Below are 17380 nucleotides of genomic sequence, written 5' to 3' on the forward strand. Positions count from 1 at the left end.
CATGGCACGTCCGGACCATTCTCGCGATGGTCAGGCCTTGACCTTGCCCGCGTAGATGTCCTCACGCGGCGGCAGTTGTACGACGACGGGGACGCCGAACCCGTACAGCAGCGTCGTCGAGGCGACGGCGACCGTGCGCCCCTGGTTGGCGAAGCTGAACTGGTGGCGCACCTTGCGCAGCCGCCCCTCCCGGTCCAGGTACGCGTCGAACGGAACCGCGTCCTTGGCGAACCCTTTCGCCGCCGCCGCCAGCGCCCCGCGCACCTGCGGTGAGGCGGCCCGCGCGGCCCGCCCCAGGTCGCTGACGCCCCGGTAGTGGGTGACCGGCACGCCCGCGAGCTCTTCCTCGCCCACGTACGTCACGTCCTGCGCGCCGCGCAGCAGCTCGGCGGCGGCCGCCGGATCGGTGGCCCCGCCCGTGACGAGGTTGCCGTCCTCCAGGGTGGTGGTGTCGACACGGACCCACTTGTCGGCGGGGACGCCGGCGCCCCGGTTCTTCATGTAGAGCGCGCCGGGCGCGAGGAGCTCGGTGATCGGGCGGTGCCCGTCCGCCCCGGACGGGTCCTCGGGCAGGACGACCTTGAGCTGCCCGTGCCGCTTGACGAAGTCGTACGCGCCCTCGCCCCGGATGGTGACCCGCGTCCCGCCGGTCGCCATCTCCATGGACGTCCGCGCCTTGGACGTGCCCGCCCGCGTCAGCGCGTCGGGAGCCCCGCGTACCGCGTCGCCCGGGTCCACACCGGGCGAGGCGTCGGCCGCCGCGGAACATCCGGTGACCATCGCGCCCACCACGGCGGCCGCAACGGCGAACGCGCCGCTCCTGCGCCAATGCTGCTGCACCACCATCGCCTGCCAACCCCCAACACTGTGCCGCTGGCTGCCCGAGACCCCCACTCGCCTCGAATAACGACCGCACGGGCGCACCGTCACGCCGGTACCGTGGAGCTGTGCACGCGCATGACCAGACGCCCGCCGTCCCGGACGTCGGAAACATCCACGACGCCACGACCACCGAGCGGGGTTCGTTCGCCGTCGCCCGCTGCACCTGCGGCTGGGCGGGGCCCGCGAGACGCTCGCGGGACCGGGCGCGGCTGGACGCGGCGGCGCACATGGCGCAGCCGCCGCAGGGGGCCTAGGCCCGGGACCGGCGGGTCCTAGGCGGCCAGGTCGTTCTCGTCCGAGCCGGACGCGGAGCCGGAGCCGAGCTGGGACTCGGGGATGTCCAGCGTCTCGTGCCGCTCCCGCACGGGCGCCTTGCGCGACCGTACGAGCCGGCCGGCCCGCCCGGAGCGGGCCACCGCCGACACCAGCGGCGTCAGGAGCGCGAGCGCGACCGGGGCGAGGAGCAGCGCCACCGCCGTACCGAGGGCGAAGCCGCCGACGACGTCCGTCGGGTAGTGCACGCCCATGTAGACGCGGCAGAAGCCCTCGACGAGGGCGAGGCCGATCGCGGCGAGGCCGAAGCGGCGGTTGGCGACGAAGACCCCGACGCCGATGGCCATCGCCATGGTGGCGTGGTCGGACACGAACGAGAAGTCCGTCTTGCCCTGCACCAGCACTTCGAGGCCCTGGTGGTCGCGGAACGGCCGGGGCCGCTCCACGAAGCCGCGGATCGGGATGTTGACCAGGAGGGCGATTCCGGCGGCCAGCGGCGCCCACACCAGGCCCGCGACGGCCGCGATCGAGTCCTCGGCCGAGCCGTGCCGGCGCACGCTCCACCAGCACCAGAGAACGACCAGGACCATCGCGAGCATGATCCCGTACTCGCCGGTGAACTCCATGACACGGTCGAACCACGAAGGGGCGTCCTTCGCCAGGCCGTTGATGTCGTAGAGCAGGCCGACATCGGGGTTCGAACCATCCGATGCGAGTCCAGCCATCTGCTGCGGCCCCTTGCCTTGTGTCACCCGGTCAGTGTCGTCGTCTGGTGTCGTCGTCCGTCATTGTCGTCATCGTCAGTCCAGGGAACGACCCACAGGAGGGGTACGTTCCACTCTCCACGGAACGATCACCATGACGTTATCGAAGAGTGATGCGTACGCGCAGCTCAGGGCCGCGCCGTGGGGAGCGCTTTCGCGCCATCCTCGGTGACGCGTGTGGCCCCGAAGTAGTCCGGCGTATCGATCTTGTCGAAGCGGATGACGGCCCCGGTGTACGGGGCGTTGATCATGTATCCGCCACCGACGTACAGCCCCACGTGGCGGATGGCACGCGAATTGTTCAAGTCATCCGAGAAGAAAACGAGATCCCCCGGCAGCAGCTCGTCCCGCGACGGGTGCGGACCGGCGTTGTACTGGTCGTTGGCGACGCGCGGCAGCTCGATCCCCACGGTCCGGTACGCGGCCTGCGTCAGCCCCGAGCAGTCGAACCGCCCCTGCTGCTCGGGCGTGCCGTTCCCGCCCCACAGATAGGGCGTGCCGAGCTTCTTCTGCGCGAAGTAGATCGCCCCGGCAGCCTGCCTGGACGGCTCGACCCGGCCGACGGGCCGCGCGAAGCTCTTCTCCAGGGTGCGGATGATCCGGACGTAGTTCTGCGTCTCGCTGATCCCGGGCACCCCGCCGGCCTTTATCACCCGGTACGCACCGGCGTTGTAGGCGGCGAGCATGTTGTTCGTCCGGTCGCCGGGCACGTTCTTCACGTACCCCGCCAACTCGCAGTCGTACGAGGCGGCCGACGGAATGGCGTCCGCCGGGTCCCAGATGTCCCGGTCGCCGTCCTTGTCGCCGTCGATGCCGTGCGTCGCCCACGTCCCGGGGATGAACTGCGCGATGCCGCGCGCGTCGGCGGGGCTCACCGCCCTGGGGTTCCACCCGCTCTCCTGGTAGAGCTGCGCGGCGAGCAGCGCGGGGTTGATGGCCGGGCACAGATTGCCCCACCTCTGCACGAGCGGCTGGTACGCCGCCGGCACGGCCCCCTTCGCCAGCCCGACGACCCCGCGGGCGGCGCCCCCGGCCCCGCCGAGCAGCCCGGCGGCGGCGGAGTACGTGCCGACGACGAGCAGCGCGACGAAGCTCAGGCACGCCCCTACGGACACCCCGGCGACCAGCCACGCCTTACGCACCGTCAACCACCCCTAAACGACATGGCAGTCCACCGAGCGACAGTGTAAGTGGCGGGTGCCCCGGTCAGGGGCTGATCCGGCCGCTACGGCTTGCGTCCGACACCCGCGTACATGGCGACCTCGGCCGCCGGGGTGTCGGGGCGCCACTGGGAGCAGGAGACGACGCCGGGTTCGAGGAGCTCCAGGCCGTCGAAGTAGCGGGTGATGGCCTCCGGGGTGCGCTGGGTGAGCTTCGGGGTGCCGTGCTCGTTCCAGAAGGCGACCGCCGCGTCGACCTCCGGCATCGAGGGGTGGACGACGGTGTGGGAGAGCACGAGGTGGCTGCCGGGAGCGAGGGCGTCCATGAGGCGGCGGACGACGGTGTACGACTCGGCGTCGTCCTCGATGAAGATGACGACGCCGAGCAGCATCAGCGCGACCGGCCGGTCCAGGTCGAGGGTCTTGGCGGCGGCCTCCAGGATGGTGTCGACGTCACGGAGGTCGGCGTCCAGGTAGTCGGTGCGGCCCTCGGGGGTACCGACCAGGAGCGCGCGGGCGTGGGCGAGGACGAGCGGGTCGTTGTCGACGTACACGACGCGGGCGTCCGGGGCGACGCGCTGGGCGACCTCGTGGGTGTTGTCGGCACTGGGCAGGCCGGTGCCGATGTCCAGGAACTGGCGGATGCCCTCCTCCGCCGCCAGGTGCCGCACGGCCCGCCCCAGGAAGAGCCGGTCCGCGCGGGCGTACTCGCCGATCCCGGGGTGGAGCTGCCTGATCCGGTCGCCGGCCTCCCGGTCGACGGGATAGTTGTCCTTGCCGCCGGTCCAGTAGTTCCAGATGCGGGCCGTGTGGGGCCGGCTGGTGTCGATCCTCGATTCGATGTCGGTCACGGCACCAACGTAGAGCCAAACTCCTTACGCGGCAGGCTTCTTCAGCACCTCGACGAGACTGGAGGCGCTGTCGGCGCCGTGCCCGGCCGCGACGCCGCGCCGGAAGATGTCGAGCACGGCGGCCGGGAGGGCCCCGTCGACGCCCGCGTCCTTCGCGGTGTGCAGGACGTGCTCGACGCTGGCCACGCCCATGGCGAGCCGGTCGACGTCGCCGCTGTGGTCGCCGGCGTCGACGCGGGGCGTGTAGAACTCCAGGAACTGCGTCAGGTTCAGCGCGTCGACCGCGAAGGGCAGGATGTCGGCGGCCTTCAGCCCGTGGGCGTCGGCCATGGCGACGGCCTGCCAATAGCTCGTCAGGGCGGTCCAGAACATGGTCATGTTGAGCTGGTAGAGCAGCGCGGCCAGGCCCGGGTCCTCGCCCCGGTAGTCGGCGGCGGTGAGCACCTCCAGGGTGGCGCGGTGGGCGTCGAAGTCCTCGCGGGGGCCGCTGTAGAAGGTGGACGTGGTGCCGGGGTCGCCGATGCCCGAGGGCGGTGTCAGGACGCCGCCGGTGAGCTGGACGGCACCCCGCTCGGCAGCCCAGGCGGCGGCCGCGCGCGCCTTGTCGGGGGTGTCGGAGCTGAGGTTGACCAGGACGCGGCCGGAGAGGGCGGCGGGGTCGGCGGCGCCCAGTACGGCGTACATCGCGTCGTAGTCGGTGAGGCTCAGCACCACGAGTTCGGCGGCCGTCAGGGCCTCTTCGACGGTCGCCGCACGGTGGGCGCCGCGCGCGACGAGGGCGTCGGCGCGGGAGGCTGTGCGGTTGAAGACGGTGACGCGGTGGCCGTGGTCGAGGTACGTGCTCGCCATGGCGTGGCCCATGGGGCCGAGTCCGATGACGGTGACGGGGGCGGGCATGAGATCTCCTCATCGTCTAGAACGAACGCTCTATCTAGAGCGTGGGCACGACCGTAGCACAGCCCTAGAACGAACGCTCTACTCAATGGCTCGGTAGGATCGGCCCCATGCAGACCAGCAGCCTTGGCACCCGCGACCGGATCGTCGTCACCGCCGCCCGCCTCGTACAGCGGCAGGGATACGTCGGCACGGGCATCAAGCAGATCGCCAAGGAGGCGGACGCCACACTCGGCTCCGTCTACCACTTCTTCCCCGGCGGTAAGGAGGCCGTGGCCGTCGCCGCCATCCAGCACAGCGACGAGGAGTTCGCGGCGCTCCTGCGCGAGGCACTGGACAGCGAGGACGACCCCGCCGCGGCGGTCGACGCCTGCGCCCGCCTGCTCGCCACGGCACTGCGCGAGTCGGGCTGGGTGGACGGCTGCCCGGTCACGGCCACCGCCCTGGAGACACTGGGCACCGACTCCGAGATCCAGCGCGCGTGCGCCGCCGCGCTGCGGAGCTGGCAGGACCTCGTCGCCGCCAAGCTGCTGGCCGCCGGCCTCGCCGCCGCCGACGCCCGCGAACTGGCCGGCACGGTGATCAGCACCCTGGAGGGCGCCGAGGTGACGGCCCAGGTCACCCGCAGCGAGGAGCCCCTGCTCCAGGCGGGCCGCCAGCTCGCGCGGCTGGTCGCCACGTACCGCTGACGGGGAGTCCGTTCCGCCCCAAGAGTGCACCAACGACAGTCATTGCCCGGAGTCACCCTCCGTGATACACAGAGTGACGATGCGCGCACTCGCACACACCCGATTCGCCGCCTGCGCAGGTCAGGGCGCCCGGACCGGTCAAAGGTGCGGGGATCGGGTAAAGAGACCAGCCAAGTCGGCGCACATGGGCGGTTTCATCAGCGAAGATAGTGCGGTGACCCGTGCCATGGGGCAGGGGTGTCGAACTACCCAACAGGGGCGGTGAGTTACATGTACCTGGCGGCCGAAAAAGGCGACATCACCACCATCATTGGCGGAATCGCCCCCAACTGGGGGCCCTTCGGGAGCCTGGGGAACGAGGCCCGCGTGATGATCGAGGTGGTGATGGCCGTGGCCATCCTGCTGTGCCTCGGCATCGCGATCTGGGGAGCGGCCAAACAGCGCATCGGCGCCACCGCCCTCCGGGACACGTTCAGTGCCGAACAGGGCAAGGGGCTGATCGTGGCCGGCCTGACCGGCGTCTTCATCATCGGATCGCTGGGAACGCTGTTCACCATCGTGTACGGGATGGCCGTCTAACCCTCCGTCAGCAGCTCCACCCCCGGCTCTCCCCTTGAGGCGCGTCACCTGATGTCCAGTCACCATACAGATCAGCAACCGGTTGAGGGGGCGTACCCGTCATGAGCCTCGGCGACGAGCACGACGGCGCCAGCAGCACGGGAGCGGGCGGTACGGGCCAGACCCGTACCCGCCTGCCCGACAGCGGTGCCGGCGACGTCTACGGCGGCGTCTACGGCGGCGCCCGCCGCCCGGCCCGCAACTCGCGCTCGCTGATCACGGTGGTGGGCGTGGTAGTGCTGCTGATCGCCGCCATCGCCTTCGCGAACAGAAGCGGCGACGACTCCTCCTCGGACGCGCCCTCGGCCCGCGACGCCGCCGCCCCGACGGCCGCGACGGGCGTCAAGCCGGTGACGGGCAAGAACGGCACGATCCCGTCGGGGTACGCGCACGACGAGCAGGGGGCACAGAGCGCGGCGGCGAATTACGCGGTGGCGCTCGTCTCCGCCGACATCCTGAAACCTGACCGGCGCCGGGACATCGTGCGCCAGGTGTTCGTCCCCGACAGGGCCAGCGCGCTCGAGGCGAACCTCGACAAGGCCTACAACAAGGAGTTCCTGAGCAAAGTAGGCCTGGATGCCAACGGCAACGCCGCACCGGGCATGACCTACGTCTCCCGCACGGCTCCGGTGGGCACCAAAGTTGCCGACCTGTCAGCCGACGCGGCAACCGTGGAGGTGTGGTGCACCGGCGTTTTCGGCACTGCCGGCGTGGGCTCCACCAGCCCGGTGACGAACGACTGGTTCACCATGACCTTGAAGCTGCGGTGGTCGGGCGGTGACTGGAAGGTCGAGAGCTTCTCCCAGAAGGAGGGCCCGGCTCCCGTCAATGCCGACCGCACTGCCTCCAATGCCGACGAGATCGCCAAGGCCGTGACGGAATTCGGAGGGTTCACCTATGCCCGGTAGCCCTCGCGCGATGCGCGCCGCCTCGGCTCTGGCCGCCGTACCCGCGGCAGTGATGCTGCTGGCTACCGGCGCGCATGCGGCACCCACACCGTCGCCCTCGCCGTCCAGCAACGAAGACTGCAACTTCATCGTCGGCCCCGCACGCGACCTGTGCGAAACAGGCGACCCCGCCCCCGGCGGACGCTCCACCCCCGCCGACCCCACCACCGCCCTCGACCCGCTCGCCTCGCTCGCCCGCGGCTGCGCCGACGCCGCCGCGTGGATCGTGACCAAGCTCAGCGAGGCCGTGAAGAGCACCGCCGAGGTGGACTTCACCAACGCCACGTTCCTCAAGCAGTACGCCGTCGTCTTCGCCGCCTCCACGGTCCTGACGCTCGTCCTGTGGCTGCTGGCCGTCGCCAAGCGGGCCATCCGGGGCGTGCCGCTGGCGACGGCGATCTCCGAGGCCATCGGGTTCCTGTGGCTCACCGTGCTCGCGTCCGCGTTCACGCCGCTCATCCTCTACACCGTCGTCTCCGCGACCGACGGCGTCACCGAGGTGATCGCCAGCGGCAGCGGCGGGCAGACGGACGTGTTCTTCGGGACGTTCGCCGAGGCGCTCAAGAAGGGCGAGGGCATCGGCGGCGGGCCGATCATGCTGATCGTCGTGTCGCTCGTGTCGATCCTCGCCGCCGGCATCCTGTGGCTGGAGCTCGTCATCCGGGCCGCCCTGCTCTACGTCGGCGCGCTGCTCGGCACCGTCGTGTACGCCGGACTGGTCGACAAGAACATGTGGGGCCACGTCCGCCGCTGGGCCGGGATCATGATCGCGGTGATCCTGGTGAAGCCGGTCATCGTCATCGTCCTCGGCCTCGCCGGGTCGCTGTCCTCCGAGGAGGGGCCGGACGCCTTCTCCGCCGTCGTGTCCGGCCTCGCGATCATCCTGCTGGCCATCTTCGCCTCCGCGATGATCTACCGCTTCGTCCCCGGCTTCGGCGACGAGATCGCCTCCGCCCGTACGAACCGCAAGCAGGCCACCGACGGCGCCCAGGCGGCAGCCGTCATCTCGTCCCCGGCCGCGCTCGTCTCGCAGGGCATCAAGACCCACAGCAGCCGGAGCCACCAGAGGGGCGGGGGCAGCGCCCAGCCCGCGAACGCCGTCTCCGGTGGCGTCGCCGCCCACAGCTCCCGCAACCAGCCGTCCGGAGGCGGATCCGGCGGCACCGGCGGGGCCGGCGGCGGATCTGTCCCCTCCGCCGCACCCCCGCCCCGCAGCCCGGGTACGAGCGGCACGCCGCACACCCACCGTAAGAGCAACACAGGCACAGGCAGCAGCACAGGAAACACAGGAGGTGGAGGGCGTTGACGACCCAGTCCCACCCGATCACGCCCCGCCGCACGTATCTCATCGGCCGGGCCCGGCCGAACGCGATCGTCGGCAAGAACCGCGAGACCGGCGAGATCGCGCTGATCATCGCCGGCGCGTTCCTCGGCATGATGAGCGGGCTGCTGGTCCCCGTCCTGTCCCTGCGGATCGTGACGCTCATGGGCTTCCCCATGCTCGCGCTGGCCGCCGTGTACGTCCCGTACAAGGGCCGCACCTTCTACAAGTGGTTCGAGATCAACCGCACCTACAAGCGCACCCTCCGCCAGGGCACCACCTACCGCTCCACCGCCATGGAGGCGGGCACCAGGCTCGACGGCCGTGAGGTCGAGGTGGGCCCGCCGCCCGGGATCGGCCGGATCAACTGGCTCTCCGCGCCCTTCGGGCCCGACGAGATCGCCGTACTGCTCCACGCCGACCGCCGTACCGTCACCGCCGCCATCGAGATCGAGGGCCCCGGCGTCGGCCTGCGCGACAGCGAGGACCAGGAAGCCCTGGTGGACCGTTTCGGCACCCTCCTCAAGCACGTGGCCAACGGCGACGGCTTCGTGACCCGCCTCCAGATGCTCGCCCGCACCCTCCCCGCCGACCCCGACGCCCACGCCAAGGACGTCGCCCAGCGCGGCGACCCCCACGCCCCCGCCTGGCTCCGCGACTCCTACGAGCAGCTCCAGTCCATGGTGTCGACCTCCAGCGAGCAGCACCGCGCGTACCTCGTCGCCTGCATGCACTACACCCGCGAACTGGCCGCCGAGGCCCACGCCATGGCCCGCGCCGCCCGCCAGGCCACCGGCGGCCGCAAGCTCGACAAGGACGCCGGCCTCGCGGTCGTCATGGCCCGCGAGCTCACCGACATCTGTGCCCGGCTGGCGGAGGCGGACATCCGGGTCCGGCAGCCCCTCGGGCAGTCCCGGCTCGCGTCCCTCGTGCACTCCATGTACGACCCGGACCACCCCATCGACCACATCCAGGCGATGACGAAACGAAACGCTTGGCCCGCCGAGCTGGACGCCGTCGAGCCGACGTACCTCCAGGCGAAGACGAGGGAGTCGTCGACCCGCGCGCCCTGGTGCCACGCCACCGCCTGGGTGAAGGAGTGGCCGATGACGCCCGTCGGCGTCAACTTCCTCGCGCCCCTCCTCGTCCACACCCCCGACGTCATCCGCACGGTCGCCGTCTGCATGGACCTGGAGCCCACCGAGGTCGCCATCGAGCGCATGCTGACCGAGAAGACCAACGACGAGGCGGAGGCCAGCCGGGCCGCCAAGCTGAACCGCACCGTCGACCCGCGCGACATCGCCGCCCACGGCAGGCTCGACCAGCGGGGTGAAGATCTCGCCAGCGGCGCGGCAGGAGTGAATCTCGTCGGGTACATCACTGTGTCGTCTCGTACGCCCGAAGCCCTGGCCAGGGACAAGCGGACGATCAGGGCCTCGGCCGGCAAGTCGTATCTGAAGCTGGAGTGGTGCGACCGCGAGCACCACCGGGCCTTTGTGAACACGTTGCCGTTCGCGACCGGCATCCGCCGATAGGGGCGCCTGATCCTGATGCGAGATCCGCTGTCAGTCCTCACCGAGGCCTTCACCTCCTTCCTCTTCGGGAAGGTCGAGACGACCCGGCTTCCCGTCCGTACGTCGACCGGCCAGGCCCAGGCCGTCTACCTGCCGACCGCCGCGCCCGGCCTCGGCGACTCCGGCGTGATCATCGGGCGCGAGGTGTACAGCGGCAAGGGGTACGTCTACGACCCCTTCCAGTTGTACGGGCAGCAGCTCCCGGCCCCCCACTGGCTGGTCCTCGGCGAGTCCGGCAACGGCAAGTCGGCGCTGGAGAAGACGTACGTCCTGCGCCAACTCCGCTTCCGCGACCGCCAGGTCGTCGTCCTCGACGCCCAGGGCGAGGACGGGGTCGGCGAGTGGAACCTGATCGCGCAGCAGTTGGGGATAACTCCCATCCGCCTCGACCCCATGGCCGCCCTCGACGACGGCATCCGGCTCAACCCGCTCGACCCGGCGATCACCACCACCGGTCAGCTCGCGCTGCTCCGGACGATCATCGAGGTCGCGATGGGGCACGGCCTGGACGAGCGGTCGGGCTTCGCGCTGAAGGTCGCGCACGCGTACGTCAACGAGAGCATCACCGACCGGCAGCCCGTCCTCACCGACATCGTCGAGCAGCTCCGTCACCCGGAGGCGGAGTCGGCGGCCGCGATGAACGTCGACATAGACGACGTACGGGCCTGGGGCCTGGACGTCGCCCTGGTCCTGGACCGGCTGGTCGACGGTGACCTGCGGGGCATGTTCGACGGCCCGACGACCGTCGGCATCGACCTGGACGCCCCACTCATCGTCTTCGACCTGTCCCACATCGACCGCAACTCGATCGCGATGCCGATCCTGATGGCGATCGTCGGGGTGTGGCTGGAGCACACCTGGATCCGGCCGGACCGCAAGAAGCGCATCTTCCTGGTGGAGGAGGCGTGGCACATCATCAACAGCCCGTTCGTCGCTCAGCTCTTCCAGCGGCTGCTGAAGTTCGGGCGACGGCTCGGTCTGTCGTTCGTGGCGGTGGTGCACCACCTCTCCGACGTCGTGGACGGGGCGGCCGCGCGGGAAGCGGCGGCCATCCTGAAGATGGCCTCCACACGGACGATCTACGCCCAGAAGGCCGACGAGGCACGGGCGACAGGCCGGGTGCTAGGGCTGCCGCGCTGGGCGGTGGAGATCATCCCCACGCTCACGCCCGGCATCGCGGTCTGGGACGTCAACGGCAATGTCCAGGTGGTCAAACATCTGGTCACGGAGGCCGAACGGCCGCTGGTCTACACCGACCGGGCGATGACGGAGTCCTCCGCCCCGGACGTGCCGGAGGACATCCAGGCCGCGGAATGGGAGGCGGAGCAGCGTGCGGCCCTCATCGAGCAGCAGATGAACGAGTCCTCCCAGTCGACGGTGGCGTGACATGGACCGCAGGACCGAGGCACGTGGTGCGGAACGCGGCATCCCCGACGGACTGCTGGTGGGACTGCTGGGCTTCCTGCTGGGCGTGACGCTGCTGGTGTGGACGGCGACCGGGCTGGCGGGGCTGTTCGCGCACGGCGCGTGGCCGGACGGGGTGACGTTCTCTCAGGCCCCGCTGGCGATACGGAGCCTGGTCTCGCAGCCGCACGACCTGGCCGGGGCGTGGCCGGCCACACCGGCGGGGCAGTTGTCGGGGTACGGGCTGTTCTGGGGCCTGTTCATCGGCGAGCTGCTGGTGCTGGTGGTGCTGGCCGTCTTCGTGCTCGGCACGCTGGCCCGCTGGCGTGCGGTACGCGCGGCGGGGAAGGCACGGGCGGCCCAGGCGACGGGTGCGGGCACGGGCGCTGGCGCTGGCGCGGTGCGGCGGGGCCTGGTGCAGGTGCCCGTCCAGGCGCCGGCGCCGTCCCAGGGCCTGCCCGACGCGGTGGGGCAGAACGCGCCGGCCCCCGCATCGGCGCCCGCCCCCGCGCCTCAACCGAGCGCTCACCCGCACCCGGCCCCACAGCCGGCCTCACACCCGCACCCGGCCCCGCAGCAGCAGCCCACCCCCGTCCCGGACCCCACCCCCGGGCCGCAGCCCGCCCCGGAGCCCGCCCCCGCCCCCCGGCTCCTGTACGGCAACGCCGCCGCCCGCCACCCCGTCGCCCGCCAGGCCATCGAGGAGGCCGACGGCCCCGCCCTGGTCGTCACGTCCGACCCGACGGTGTGGGCCGACACCAAGGACGCCCGCGCCAAGCTCGGCCCCGTCCTCGTCTACGACCCCGGCCACCTGTGCGACACGCCCGCCCGGCTGCACTGGTCCCCCACCCACGGCTGCGAGGACACCGGCACGGCCGCCGCCCGGGCCGCCGCGCTGCTCGCGCCCGTACGCCCCCGGGCCCGGATGGACGCCGCCGTCGCCGACACCGCCGAAACGCTGCTCCGCTGCTGGCTGCACGCCGCCGCCGTGGACGGACGCCCCTTCAAGCAGGTCCAGCGCTGGGCGCAGAACAACGGCGCCCACGAGCCGGTACGCATACTCCGTACGCACCCCAAGGCCACCAACAGCCACGCGGGCCTGCTCGAATCGGCCCTCACGGCGTACCCGGAACGGCGCGAGGTCGCCCAGGAGTTGACCGTACGGGCGCTGTCATCGCTGTCCTCGGTCCACATCCGCGAGGCGTGCACACCGAATCGAACGGATTCGCTGGCGCTGGAATCATTCATCGCCGAAGGGGGCACCCTTTATGTGGTGGGTGAACCGATCGAAGACCCGAGGACCCACCCGGGCGCGATGCCCCTGCTGACCGCGCTCGCCTCAGACGTGGTCGAGCACGGCCGCCGCATGGCCGCACGGTCATCCGACGGTCGGCTCGACCCACCACTCACGCTCGTCCTCGACGACGTCGCGGCCGTGGCCCCGCTGCCCCGTCTCCCGGAACTGCTGGCGGACGGCCACGAACAGGGCCTGCCGGCCCACGTCCTGCTCCGCTCGGCCGAACAGGGCCGCGCCCGCTGGCCGGACCGGCCGCTCACACCGTGACGGGCCGCCGTACCTCGAACTCCACCTCGCGCGCCCCGCTGGCGTCCCCCTCCACGGGCATGCTCTCCCCGGTCGGCACGAAACCCGCCTTCCGGTAGAAGGCCTCGGCCCGCCCGTTCCGCTCGTGCACATAGAGCCGTACGCGCTGGACGGGCTCGCCGGGCAGCGACCAGGACCACTCCACGGCCGCCCGGAACAGCGCGTCGGCCAGCCCGGCGCCCCGCGCCCCGGGCCGTACGTACACGCCGACCACGTGCGTCTGGTCGACCACCGGCGCCTCACCGAACCGGACCTCCCCGCCCGGGCGCTCCACGAGCACGGTCACCGTGCCGTCCCACGACCCGTCCGGCGCCTCGGCGACGAACTGGTGCGCGCTGTCGCTGTGCTCCGCCGCCCCGGCGGTCCGCTCCTGCCAGTGCTCGTCGGGCCGCGCGGCGGCCGCCTCGTACGTGTCGAGGAAGGCGAGGGGCGCGGCCGGGTCCTGGAGGGCGGCGAGCCGGATCTCGCGGGCCTTGCGCCACTCGTCGGCGCGCACGGGGCGTATCACGTGTTCCATGACCAGATCGTCCAGTGCCACCGCCGCGCCGGTCAACGCAATTCCGTGAGGCCACGCCTCCGCGTCGTACCCCGGTACTACGCCCCTCCCCCACCTCCCGTCCCCGGTCGGACGCCCGCCCGCGCCCCGCTCCGTAGCGTCGACGGCATGATCCGCGCCCACGAACTCACCAAGCGGTACGGCGGCCGAACCGTCGTCCAGGACCTGACCTTCACCGTCCGCCCCGGCACCGTCACGGGATTCCTCGGCCCCAACGGCGCCGGAAAGTCCACCACCATGCGCATGCTGCTCGGCCTGGACGCCCCCACCCGGGGCCGCGCCACCATCGGCGGCCGCGCGTACGCCACCCACCCCGCGCCCCTCACCCAGGTCGGCGCGCTGCTGGAGGCCCGCTCGATCCACCCCGGCCGCACCGCCTTCAACCACCTGATGGCGCTGGCCCACACCCACGGCATCCCGCGCGGCCGCGTCACCGACGTCCTGGCCATGACCGGCCTGACCGACGTGGCCCACAAGCGCGTCAAGGGCTTCAGCCTCGGCATGGGCCAACGCCTCGGTATCGCGTCCGCCCTCCTCGGCGACCCGGCCACCGTCATCCTCGACGAGCCGGTCAACGGCCTCGACCCGGACGGCGTGCTGTGGATCCGTACGCTCCTCAAGTCGCTGGCCGCCGAGGGCCGTACGGTCCTCGTCTCCTCCCACCTGATGAGCGAGATGGCCCTCACCGCCGACCACTTGATCGTCATCGGCCGGGGCCGCCTCCTCGCCGACACGACGGTCGCCGACCTCGTACGGGACAAGGGCGCGGCGAGCGTCAAGGTGGTCACGCCACGGGCGCACGAACTGCGCGCCCTCCTCGCCTCGTCACCTGGGGCCGAGCTGACCTCCGACGCCCCCGACACGCTGCACATCCGTGGCGTGGAGGCCCCGCACATCGGCCGCGTGGCCGCCGCCCACGCCATCCCCCTCCATGAACTGACGCCGCAGACCGCCTCCCTGGAGCAGGCCTTCATGGACCTCACCCATGACGCGGTCGAATACACGGGAGCCGCCGCATGACGACCCACACCTTCGCAGTGACCCCGGTCCGCGTGCTGCGCTCCGAGTGGCACAAGCTGTGGACACTGCGCTCGACATGGATCACCGCTCTCTCCGCCAGCGTCCTGGTCCTCGGCGTCGGCCTCACCATGGGCGCGACGTACACGGCCGGCGGCGGCGACTCCGACATCGACACGGTCGTCCTCGCCCTCTACGGCACGATGCTGTCCCAGATCTGCCTCGCGGTCCTCGGCATCCTCGTCACCGCGGGCGAGTACGCGACCGGCATGATCCGCGCCTCGCTCACCGCCGTACCGCGCCGCTCGCCCGTCCTGTGGGCCAAGGCGGCGGTCTTCGCGGCGACGGTGTTCACGCTCAGCCTCACCACCGCCCTGGTCACCTTCCTCGCCGCCCAGCTCTTCCTCTCCGACACCGACCAGGCGGCCTCCCTCACCGACCCGGGCGTGTTCCGCGCCATCGCCGGCAACTCCGCCGGCCTCACCCTCATCAGCCTGATCGCCCTCGGCCTCGGCGCCTCGCTCCGCTCCATCCCCGGCGGCATCGGCGCCTTCGTCGGCGGCGTGATGATCGTGCCGGAAATCCTGACGATGCTCCCGTACGAAGCCGTAGACACCGCCATCACCTACTTCCCCACCCAGGCGTTCGGCGCCCTCGGCTCCGCCACCCCGCTCCCCGGGGCCGCCGCCCCGGGCGAAGCGCTCCTCGCCCTGTGCCTCTGGGCGGGCGCGTCCCTCGGCACGGCGGCGCTGCTGCTGAAACGCCGGGACGTATGAGCACTTCCCGTACGAGGATGACCGGATGACCACGCCGCAGCAGCCGCTCACCGCGCTCGTCCAGGGCGCGGTGCAGCGCGTCCGGGACTTCGACCGGCACCACCCGGTGGCCTGGGACCTTTTGCTGACCGGATTCTTCATGGTGGCCGCGCTGGTCGACGCGGGCGGCGGATGGCGCAACATCGCCCGGAACACCGACGTACCGCAGTGGCTCATCCTCACCATGAGCCTCGGCTTCACCGTTCCCCTGCTGTGGCGCCGCAGCCACCCCGTGCGCGTCCTCGCGGTCATGGCCCCGGTCATCCTGGCCAGCGGCTGGACGGGCGCGATGCTCCAGGCCGGCCTCATCGTCCACATCGTCGTCTTCAACATCGCGCTGCGGCTGCCGCCGAAGACCCTGTGGTGGGCCGCCGCCCTGGTGACGGTCCCCAACCTCCTGGCCGCGATCCGCTACCCGCGGGGCAGTTGGGACCAGCAGATCGTGCCGTCCCTGTGGACCTTCACGCTCGTCACGCTGCTGGGCATCGTCGTCCGCACCCGCCAGGAGTACACCGCCTCCCTGGTGGAGCGCGCCCACCGCCTGGAGATCGAACGCGACCAGCAGGCGAGGCTGGCCGCGGCCGCCGAACGCACCCGCATCGCCCGGGAGATGCACGACATCATCGGCCACAACCTGTCCGTCATCACGGGCCTCGCCGACGGCGGCGCCTACGCGGCGGCCAAGTCCCCCGAGCGGGCCGCCCAAGCCCTCGGCGCCATCGCCACCACCAGCCGCCAGGCCCTCACGGAGCTGCGCCGCCTCCTGGACGTCCTCCGCGACGAGCTTCCCGGCACCGCCCCCGACCGCTCCCCGCAGCCCACCCTCACCGACCTGGACCACCTTCTGAACGGCGTCCGGGCCGCCGGCCTCCCGGTCCGCCTCACCACCCACGGCACCCCGGACGCCCTCCCGGCCGGGCAACAGCTCACCGTCTACCGCGTGATCCAGGAAGCCCTCACCAACACCCTCAAGCACGCCGGCCCGACCGCCACCGCCACCGTGGACCTCGTCTACGAGGACGGCGTCACCGTCACGGTGACCGACACCGGCCACGGCGGCCCCGAGACCGGAAGAGGCCGGGGCCTCACCGGCATGCGTGAACGCACCGCCCTCTACAACGGCACCCTCCACGCCGGCCCCCTGCCCCAGCCGCCCGGCGGCTGGCACGTCCACCTGCACATACCGAAGGACAGCCCCCAGTGACCACCGTGCTCATCGTCGACGACCAACCCCTGCAACGCCTCGGCTTCCGCATGTTGCTGGAGAGCCAGGACGACATGACGATCGTCGGCGAGGCCGGCAACGGCACTGACGCGGTACGCCTGGCCGCCCAGTTCCACCCGGACGTCGCCCTCATGGACATCCGCATGCCGGGCATGGACGGCATCGACGCCACCCGCCGCATCGTCGCCACCGGCGACCGCACCCGGGTCCTGATCCTCACGACCTTCGACCTCGACGAGTACGCGTACGAGGGCCTCCGCGCCGGAGCAAGCGGCTTCCTCGTCAAGGACGCCCTGCCCGGCGAGCTCCTCTCGGGCATCCGCGCGGTCGCGAGCGGCGACGCGGTCGTCGCCCCCGGCCTCACGCGCCGCCTCCTCGACGCCTACGTCCACCATCTCCCGCCCACCCCCGGCGCCCCGGTCGCCCCGGTCGCCCTGGACCCTCGGCTGGCCCGGCTCACCGACCGGGAACGGGAAATCCTCACGGTCATCGGCCAGGGCTGGACGAACACGGAAATCGCCGAGCGCCTCCATCTCGCCGAGTCGACGGTGAAGACACACGTGAGCCGCATCCTCGCCAAGACGGGCGCGCGAGACCGCGTCCAGGCGGTCATCCTGGCGTATGACACACGCCTGGTGAGTCCTTCCTAGAACGCAGAAAAGCCCCGCACCATAAGGTGCGGGGCTTCCCCACAATAATTGTTCGGCGGCGTCCTACTCTCCCACAGGGTCCCCCCTGCAGTACCATCGGCGCTGAAAGGCTTAGCTTCCGGGTTCGGAATGTAACC

Annotated in this window: 18 protein-coding genes and 1 rRNA gene; 12 read left to right on the plus strand and 7 right to left on the minus strand. The window is 71.5% G+C overall.

The features are described from left to right. Positions 1-30: 30 nt before the first annotated feature. A complete protein-coding gene (locus tag AB0J57_RS17600) occupies positions 31-846 on the minus strand; it encodes a hypothetical protein (protein ID WP_366129060.1) in 816 nt (271 codons plus the stop codon). Positions 847-947: 101 nt separating this feature from the next. On the opposite strand from AB0J57_RS17600, the gene AB0J57_RS17605 reads away from it, so the two are divergent. Beyond that, positions 948-1136: a hypothetical protein gene (locus AB0J57_RS17605; RefSeq protein ID WP_366129061.1), complete on the plus strand. Its 189-nt coding sequence runs from the start codon at positions 948-950 to the stop codon at positions 1134-1136. Between the two features lie 18 nt (positions 1137-1154). Here AB0J57_RS17605 and AB0J57_RS17610 read toward each other — a convergent pair whose 3' ends face one another. The 4 genes from AB0J57_RS17610 to AB0J57_RS17625 all read right to left on the minus strand — a co-directional run bounded on the left by AB0J57_RS17610 (position 1155) and on the right by AB0J57_RS17625 (position 4827). Next, on the minus strand, positions 1155-1880 hold the full coding sequence (locus AB0J57_RS17610; protein WP_366129062.1) for a phosphatase PAP2 family protein: 726 nt from the start codon (positions 1878-1880) through the stop codon (positions 1155-1157). Between the two features lie 167 nt (positions 1881-2047). After that, positions 2048-3061 carry a bifunctional lytic transglycosylase/C40 family peptidase gene (locus AB0J57_RS17615; RefSeq protein ID WP_366129064.1) on the minus strand — a complete coding sequence of 338 codons (1014 nt, stop codon included), beginning with the start codon at positions 3059-3061 and terminating at the stop codon, positions 2048-2050. 83 nt (positions 3062-3144) lie between these two features. Beyond that, positions 3145-3930, minus strand: coding sequence for an SAM-dependent methyltransferase (locus tag AB0J57_RS17620; protein ID WP_366129065.1), 786 nt, complete (start codon positions 3928-3930; stop codon positions 3145-3147). Positions 3931-3954: 24 nt separating this feature from the next. Continuing rightward, on the minus strand, positions 3955-4827 hold the full coding sequence (locus AB0J57_RS17625) for an NAD(P)-binding domain-containing protein (protein WP_366129066.1): 873 nt from the start codon (positions 4825-4827) through the stop codon (positions 3955-3957). A 107-nt stretch (positions 4828-4934) separates the two neighbouring features. On the opposite strand from AB0J57_RS17625, the gene AB0J57_RS17630 reads away from it, so the two are divergent. The 7 genes from AB0J57_RS17630 to AB0J57_RS17660 all read left to right on the plus strand — a co-directional run bounded on the left by AB0J57_RS17630 (position 4935) and on the right by AB0J57_RS17660 (position 12941). Then, positions 4935-5513, plus strand: coding sequence for a TetR/AcrR family transcriptional regulator (locus AB0J57_RS17630; RefSeq protein ID WP_366129067.1), 579 nt, complete (start codon positions 4935-4937; stop codon positions 5511-5513). A 270-nt stretch (positions 5514-5783) separates the two neighbouring features. Then, positions 5784-6092 carry a hypothetical protein gene (locus AB0J57_RS17635; protein WP_017945892.1) on the plus strand — a complete coding sequence of 103 codons (309 nt, stop codon included), beginning with the start codon at positions 5784-5786 and terminating at the stop codon, positions 6090-6092. 101 nt (positions 6093-6193) lie between these two features. Beyond that, entirely contained in the window at positions 6194-7039 is an 846-nt protein-coding gene (locus AB0J57_RS17640; RefSeq protein ID WP_366129068.1) for a hypothetical protein, read from the plus strand. After that, the gene (locus tag AB0J57_RS17645; RefSeq protein ID WP_366129069.1) at positions 7029-8384 is read left to right on the plus strand and encodes a hypothetical protein; all 1356 of its coding nucleotides are present in this window, start codon (positions 7029-7031) and stop codon (positions 8382-8384) included. The genes AB0J57_RS17640 and AB0J57_RS17645 overlap by 11 nt, the downstream gene beginning before the upstream one ends. After that, entirely contained in the window at positions 8381-9934 is a 1554-nt protein-coding gene (locus AB0J57_RS17650) for an SCO6880 family protein (protein ID WP_366129070.1), read from the plus strand. The genes AB0J57_RS17645 and AB0J57_RS17650 overlap by 4 nt, the downstream gene beginning before the upstream one ends. 15 nt (positions 9935-9949) lie before the next feature. Next, positions 9950-11359: an ATP-binding protein gene (locus AB0J57_RS17655; protein ID WP_366129071.1), complete on the plus strand. Its 1410-nt coding sequence runs from the start codon at positions 9950-9952 to the stop codon at positions 11357-11359. 1 nt (position 11360) lies between these two features. Further along, entirely contained in the window at positions 11361-12941 is a 1581-nt protein-coding gene (locus AB0J57_RS17660; RefSeq protein WP_366129072.1) for a type IV secretory system conjugative DNA transfer family protein, read from the plus strand. Here the strand turns inward: AB0J57_RS17660 and AB0J57_RS17665 are convergent. Beyond that, complete coding sequence (locus AB0J57_RS17665) at positions 12931-13497, minus strand: GNAT family N-acetyltransferase (protein ID WP_366129074.1); 567 nt, start codon at positions 13495-13497, stop codon at positions 12931-12933. The genes AB0J57_RS17660 and AB0J57_RS17665 overlap by 11 nt on opposite strands. A 147-nt stretch (positions 13498-13644) precedes the next feature. Here AB0J57_RS17665 and AB0J57_RS17670 point away from each other — a divergent pair, with 147 nt between their 5' ends. Genes AB0J57_RS17670 through AB0J57_RS17685 form a run of 4 tightly spaced genes read left to right on the plus strand, consistent with a single transcriptional unit; the run spans position 13645 to position 17243 of the window. Next, on the plus strand, positions 13645-14556 hold the full coding sequence (locus tag AB0J57_RS17670; protein ID WP_366129075.1) for an ATP-binding cassette domain-containing protein: 912 nt from the start codon (positions 13645-13647) through the stop codon (positions 14554-14556). Next, the gene (locus AB0J57_RS17675; protein WP_366129076.1) at positions 14553-15329 is read left to right on the plus strand and encodes an ABC transporter permease; all 777 of its coding nucleotides are present in this window, start codon (positions 14553-14555) and stop codon (positions 15327-15329) included. The genes AB0J57_RS17670 and AB0J57_RS17675 overlap by 4 nt, the downstream gene beginning before the upstream one ends. Positions 15330-15354: 25 nt before the next feature. Next, positions 15355-16572, plus strand: a complete 1218-nt coding sequence (locus tag AB0J57_RS17680) for a sensor histidine kinase (RefSeq protein ID WP_366129077.1) — start codon at positions 15355-15357, stop codon at positions 16570-16572. After that, positions 16569-17243, plus strand: a complete 675-nt coding sequence (locus tag AB0J57_RS17685; protein WP_366129078.1) for a response regulator transcription factor — start codon at positions 16569-16571, stop codon at positions 17241-17243. The genes AB0J57_RS17680 and AB0J57_RS17685 overlap by 4 nt, the downstream gene beginning before the upstream one ends. Before the next feature lie 50 nt (positions 17244-17293). On the opposite strand, the gene rrf is transcribed toward AB0J57_RS17685, so the two are convergent. Continuing rightward, positions 17294-17380, minus strand: a 5S ribosomal RNA gene (gene rrf, locus AB0J57_RS17690); the annotation flags it as partial.

Origin of the sequence: Streptomyces sp. NPDC049837 (assembly GCF_040674455.1) — a bacterium.
GTDB lineage: Bacteria > Actinomycetota > Actinomycetes > Streptomycetales > Streptomycetaceae > Streptomyces.